At 38.0% G+C, this 6361-nt stretch carries 6 protein-coding genes; all 6 read left to right on the forward strand.

The annotated features are described in order from the left end of the window. Window positions 1-53 precede the first annotated feature (53 nt). The 6 genes from BJ095_RS16905 (at window position 54) to BJ095_RS16930 (ending at window position 6196) form a co-directional block, all read left to right on the forward strand. Window positions 54-557, forward strand: a complete 504-nt coding sequence (locus tag BJ095_RS16905; protein ID WP_107937157.1) for a QcrA and Rieske domain-containing protein — start codon at window positions 54-56, stop codon at window positions 555-557. Window positions 558-577: 20 nt separating this feature from the next. Next, window positions 578-1252: a menaquinol-cytochrome c reductase cytochrome b subunit gene (gene qcrB, locus BJ095_RS16910; protein WP_107937155.1), complete on the forward strand. Its 675-nt coding sequence runs from the start codon at window positions 578-580 to the stop codon at window positions 1250-1252. A gap of 49 nt (window positions 1253-1301) precedes the next feature. Then, window positions 1302-2090, forward strand: a complete 789-nt coding sequence (locus BJ095_RS16915) for a menaquinol-cytochrome c reductase cytochrome b/c subunit (protein WP_107937153.1) — start codon at window positions 1302-1304, stop codon at window positions 2088-2090. A gap of 136 nt (window positions 2091-2226) precedes the next feature. Beyond that, window positions 2227-2835: a lipoprotein heptaprenylglyceryl N-acetyltransferase LhaT gene (lhaT, locus tag BJ095_RS16920; RefSeq protein ID WP_107937151.1), complete on the forward strand. Its 609-nt coding sequence runs from the start codon at window positions 2227-2229 to the stop codon at window positions 2833-2835. Between the two features lie 144 nt (window positions 2836-2979). After that, window positions 2980-3654, forward strand: coding sequence for a zinc metallopeptidase (locus BJ095_RS16925; RefSeq protein ID WP_107937200.1), 675 nt, complete (start codon window positions 2980-2982; stop codon window positions 3652-3654). Window positions 3655-3982: 328 nt separating this feature from the next. Next, the gene (locus tag BJ095_RS16930) at window positions 3983-6196 is read left to right on the forward strand and encodes an outer membrane protein assembly factor BamB family protein (protein WP_107937149.1); all 2214 of its coding nucleotides are present in this window, start codon (window positions 3983-3985) and stop codon (window positions 6194-6196) included. The last annotated feature ends 165 nt before the right edge of the window (window positions 6197-6361 follow it).

A 6361-nucleotide genomic window follows, 5' to 3' on the forward strand; every position in this document is an offset into this window, starting at 1 on the left:
ATTTGTAAAAGTATGTCCGTTGGACTGACCTTTTAGTTAGAGGGGGGAAAAGGATGAGTAACAATCGAGTTTCTAGACGTCAATTTCTTAACTACACTTTAACTGGTGTTGGTGGATTTATGGCGGCGGGCATGTTAATGCCTATGGTTCGCTTTGCAATTGATCCAGCTTTACAAACAAAAGCTGATGGTGATTTTGTACAAACAAGCCAAAAAGTTGCAGATCTTACTGAAGAGCCTGTAAAAGTTGACTTTTCATATGAACAAGTTGATGCATGGTATACATCTGAAGTTACTGATACTGCTTGGGTTTATAAAAGTGGCGATGCAGTAGTTGCATTATCACCAGTTTGTAAACACTTGGGCTGTACAGTTAACTGGAATAGTGATACTGAGCACCCAAATCAATTCTTCTGTGCTTGCCATGGTGGACGCTATGAAAAAACTGGTAAAAATGTTCCAGGTACACCACCATTAGGTCCGCTAGACGAGTATGAAGTATCTGAACAAGATGGCTTTGTAATGCTTGGGAAAAAAATCGCAAATACTAGAGGTTAATAGTTAGGGGGTAAACATCAGTGCTAAATAAAATTTATGATTGGGTCGATGAACGACTGGATATCACTCCAATCTGGCGTGATATAGCCGACCACGAAGTGCCAGAGCACGTTAACCCTGCACATCACTTCTCTGCATTTGTTTACTGTTTCGGTGGATTAACTTTCTTCATTACAGTTATCCAAATTTTATCGGGTATGTTCTTAACAATGTACTATGTGCCGGACGTTGAAAATGCATGGAAATCAGTTTATTACTTACAAAACGAAGTAGCATTCGGTGAAATCGTACGCGGTATGCATCACTGGGGAGCTTCATTAGTAATTGTAATGATGTTCTTACATACACTTCGTGTGTTCTTCACAGGTTCTTATAAAAAACCTCGTGAGTTAAACTGGATTGTAGGAGTTTTAATTTTCTGTGTTATGTTAGGATTAGGTTTCACAGGATATTTATTACCTTGGGATATGAAAGCGCTATTCGCTACTAAAGTAGGTATTGAGATTGCTGCTTCTGTTCCGTTTATTGGTGAACTTATTAAAGTATTACTTGCTGGGGATGCAACAATAATTGGTGCGCAAACGTTAACACGTTTCTTCGCAATTCATGTATTCTTCTTACCTGCAGCATTATTTGCATTACTTGCAGCTCACTTTATTATGATTCGCCGTCAAGGTATTTCTGGACCACTTTAATTCAGTAAGAATTTATAAGGGTCTATGATTTTTTAAAGGAGGGGACACTATGCATCGCGGAAAAGGGATGAAATTCGTAGGTGATTCACGCGTTAAAGCTAATAACCGTATGGTGAATATGCCTAAAGATTATTCCGAGTATCCAGGTAAAACAGAAGCTTTCTGGCCTGACTTCTTATTAAAAGAATGGATGGTTGGTGCAGTTTTCTTAATCGGATATTTATTATTAACTGTCGCACATCCTTCACCACTTGAAGGTCCGGCAGATCCAACTAATGCTTCATATATTCCATTACCAGACTGGTACTTCTTATTCTTGTACCAATTATTAAAATATGCCTATGCATCAGGTCCATACAATGTGGTAGGTGCAATCGTTATGCCTGGTTTAGCGATTGGTGCGTTAATGTTAATACCGTTCTTAGACAAAGGTCCTGAACGACGTCCATCTAAGCGTCCATTACCAACGGCATTTATGTTATTAGCACTTGCTGCTATGATTTTCTTAACTTGGGAATCTGTTGTAAACCATGACTGGGAAGCAGCAGCAAAACAAGGTGAAATCAAAGAACAAGTGGACATCGAAATTGATGAGACAGCAGAAGGTTATTTAATCTTCACTGGTGAACAAGGTAAGTCTTGTATCGCTTGTCATGGTGCTGATATGCAAGGTGGGGCTGCAGCTCCTGCTTTAGTAGGTAACGAATTAACTGCTGAAGAAGTTGCCGATGTGATCCACAATGGTCGTGGCGCAATGCCAGCTGGCCAATTTGCTGGTACTGAAGAAGAGCTACAAGTTTTAGCTGAATTCATCGCAAGTTTAAAAGCTGAAGAATAATTCTAATATTTTTCTTAAAAGAGAGTCGGGAAACTGACTCTCTTCTCTTTTACTTATTTCTAATTTACATATGTGCTAGTTTAAGAAAAAATACATAAATCTTTAAAATTTTGTGGAATAATAAGGAGAATAGAAAATGAAGGCATTTTTCACACAGTGTTGGTTTTTATTAACACATCGTTCTTTTTTGACATTATTATTTTTCATTAATTTATTTGGCACAATTTACGGTTATATTTGGTACGGTTCGCAATTATCTCGAACAGAGCCAAAGTTTTTAATATTTGTTCCAGACAGTCCGACAGCAAGCTTGTTTTTCTGTATTGCTGTTCTTGGGTGGATATTTGGAAAGCATTTTAAATTGATTGAAGCTTTAGCTTTGATTACGTTGGTTAAATATGGGGTATGGGCTGTTGTTATGAATTTGTTGACACTGGCTGAAATAGGGTCGATTGGTCCAGCAGGATGGATGCTTGTGTTTTCTCATGGTTTAATGGCAGTTCAAGCGATTCTTTATATGGCTAACTATCGATTTGGTATGGTTCATATAGCTATTGCTGCGATTTGGACGTTGCATAATGATGTGATTGATTATGTTTTTGGTCAAATGCCTACCTATAGTGTACTTAGTCAATACGCAAGTCAAATTGGTTATTTTACTTTTTGGCTATCTATTGTATGCATTGCTATTGCTTATTTTGTTTATACTAATATTATTAATACATCCCGAAATCACTCTTCTTAAAGCTAGTAAATATGTCATTTTTGTCATAATTTTGTTTTCCTGTAATAGGCTTATAGGTGTGAATAATTGCATAAGTTTTAATGAGCCATTAAAATTAGTAGTATAGTAACTTATTAGAAAGGAAGAGGTTAATTGACAGCAGGAATGTATATTGTTTACTTTCTAATTATTTTGATTTTGCCGATATACGCACAGATGAAGGTAAAAAGTACGTACAAGAAATTTTCTCAAGTTCAATCTTCAAAACATATGACTGGTGCACAAGTTGCGCGTCAGATTTTAGATACTCATGGTTTGTCTGATGTTCGTGTAGTACCGACACAAGGAGTATTATCAGATCATTACAATCCAGCGACGAAAACTGTAGCACTATCTGAGAAAAACTATTATGAAGCATCCATTGCAGGTGTAGCTGTTGCTGCACATGAGGTTGGGCATGCAATTCAACATAAAGAAGCCTATACGTTTTTGAACCTACGTTCAAAACTAGCTCCAGTAGCTAATATTACATCAAACGCATCATGGATCTTTGTAATGATTGGTATTTTTGCCTCTAGTTCAGGATTTTTATTGTTAGGTATTGGATTACTTCTTGCAGGTGTTTTATTCCAGGTAGTAACTTTGCCAGTAGAGTTTGATGCTTCTAAACGTGCAATGAATGAAGTTATAACGTTAGGCATTATCTCTAACAATGAAGAACGCGCTGCGAAAAAGGTCTTAAATGCAGCCGCAATGACGTATGTTGCAGCAGCTGCTGTAGCAGTATTAGAGTTAGCACGTTTAATTCTAATATACACAGGCATGCGATCTGACGATTAAGTAAAACTGCATAGCAAAATTTATCCCAAAGGTTTTTAGAAACCTTTGGGATTTTTTTGTGTACCAGGTACACACACAATACACACACAATTAAAAAATTCGAGGAGTAATATTTTCTAATACAGAATGCGGTAATTTGTCCTAAAAAAGATTTTTCCCATAAAAATAAATGGGGACATCTTCTTTTTTTATCTAATTTAATGGAACTAAAAAATATTTTTAAAAAGATAATAACTAGTACTTTAGATTAATAGACTGTAGAAATATAACTCAGTTTATGAAAGCGTAATCATGCGCTTTACATAATGAAATATAAGGGGGGAGAGTTATGAAATTCAGTTTATCTAAGGTGCTGTTGTTCAGTTTTGTGGGAATTATTATTATTGCTGGCCTTGCTTTTTATGCAGGAGTTTTATCAAAAAAGAGCCTAGACGAGGGTAAGGCTGGTGAAAAAGATACAGGATTTATTGTTAAAACACCTACAGAAGAAGTGGACGCGAACAATGGAAGAGACCCTAGTCAGCCAGATATAAAAGTAGAGTTTGCAAAAGAAGAATGGGTTACACATGGTGGAGATTATTTTAATCGACGTTTCTCAGAGTTAGAAGAAATTAACCTAGAAACGATTGGTGATTTAAAACCAGAGTGGGTAACTAGTTTAGGCGCTAGCTTGGATATGAAATTTTCTGGGGAAGCAACACCAATTGTCGTTGATGGAGTGATGTATATTGCGACAGCAGAAAATGATGTATTAGCACTGGACGCAAAAACAGGTGAGAAGATTTGGGAGTACCGTCCAGAAATCGCAGAAAAGCTTAATACGGTTTGCTGTGGATGGACGACTCGAGGCGTAGCTGTTGCTGATGGGAAAGTCTTCGCAGGTTTATTAGATGCTAGACTAATAGCGTTAGATCAAGAAACAGGCGAATTACTATGGGAAACAGAAGTAGCTAATTGGGAAGAGGGGTATACAATTACAAGTGCTCCTCTTTATTATAATGGTAAGGTCTACACTGGTGTTGCTGGTGGGGAATACGGAATACGAGGTAGAATTATGGCTTATGACGCTGAGTATGGTCATGAGGTTTGGCGTTGGTATACTATTCCTACACCATATGAGAAAAATGGCGATACTTGGCCAGATGATGAGGATAAAAACTGGTTACATGGTGGTGCTCCGGTTTGGAACACACCAGCAGTGGATCCAGAGCTAGGATATATCTATTTTGTAACTGGTAATACTGCCCCGGATTTAGATGGAAGTAAACGAGAAGGGGATAATTTATATGCCAACTCGATTGTTGCATTAAATGCCGAAACAGGAGATTATGCATGGCATTTCCAGCAGGTGCATCATGATATATGGGATTTAGATCCGACGAACCCGGTCATCCTGTTTGATGTAGAAATCGATGGCAAGAAACGAAAAGCGCTTGGAGAAGCTGGTAAAACGGGATGGATTTACTTTTTAGATCGTGAAACAGGTGAACCGTTAATCGGGATTGATGAAAAAGAGGTGCCACAGCTTGCAGAGCAAAAAACCTCACCAACACAGCCATTCCCAAAAGGTGATTCCTTTGTTCCTCAAACTGTGACGGAAGAGGACGTGGAACGTGATTTAAGTGATGATTTTGAGGGGACGATTGGTTCTATCTTTACTCCTTTCTGGGAGGAGCCTGTTACATTAAAACCATCTGCCTTTGGTGGAGCTAACTGGCCGCCATCAGCTTATTCACCAGAAACTGAGTACTTCTATGTTCTTGGTACAGATGGCTATATAGCTTTATCTCGAATGGATGAAGATATTTATGAAGAGGGTTCAATGTATATAGGAAGTATTATGGTTCCAGTTTCAGATGCACCAACTAGAGGAACAATCACTGCAATGGATGTAAAAACAAATACAATTGCATGGCAGGTCGAATGGGATACGAATGCCTATTCAGGAGTACTTGCAACTTCTGGTGATTTAATATTCGTTGGTCACAATGATGGACGTCTTATTGCATTTAATGCAAAAACTGGTGAGGAAGTATGGAGCTATAAAACAGATGCTGGTGCGAATGCTCCATCTGTAACGTATGAGATTGATGGTGAACAATATTTATCAATTTTTGCAGCTGGAAACTCTTTAGCCGGTTCAGCTCATGGAGATAAGGTGTATACATTTAAATTAGATGGTAAATGGGACGGTACACCAATTGATGCTTCAGAAAAAAGTGACGGCAAGTCTGATGAGAAAGTTGCTACATCAAATGACCCAGAAGATTCCGATACAACTGGTTCTACAAGTGATCCGTATGAGGTTGGACTTTCTATTTATGAAGGAAACTGTTTATCCTGCCATGGTAATATGGGGGAAAACGGACATAATGGACCAAATCTACAGCTTAGTAAGCTAGCAGAAAACAAAGATGATGTTATAGAGCGTATAAAAAATGGTGGTTCAACAATGCCGGCATTTGGAACGATTTTATCGGAAGAGGAAATCGAAGAGGTGGCACGTTATGTGAATGAGGTCTTGTCAAAAGCAGATGAATAAACTTAGGTTAATTCCTATTGCGAGATGAGATGTAGCCTTTAATTATTAGTAAAAAAGCGCTTGGGATGAATAAAGTGTACCCTTTGTAAAGGACATTTTGAAAAAGAGCCTAGGCAACTTGTTGAAGCTGCTGTCTGTATTTTGCAGGCGGCAGCTTTTTTAAAT

The sequence above is a fragment of the Ureibacillus chungkukjangi genome, assembly GCF_003217295.1.
Taxonomy (GTDB): Bacteria; Bacillota; Bacilli; order Bacillales_A; family Planococcaceae; genus Ureibacillus; species Ureibacillus chungkukjangi.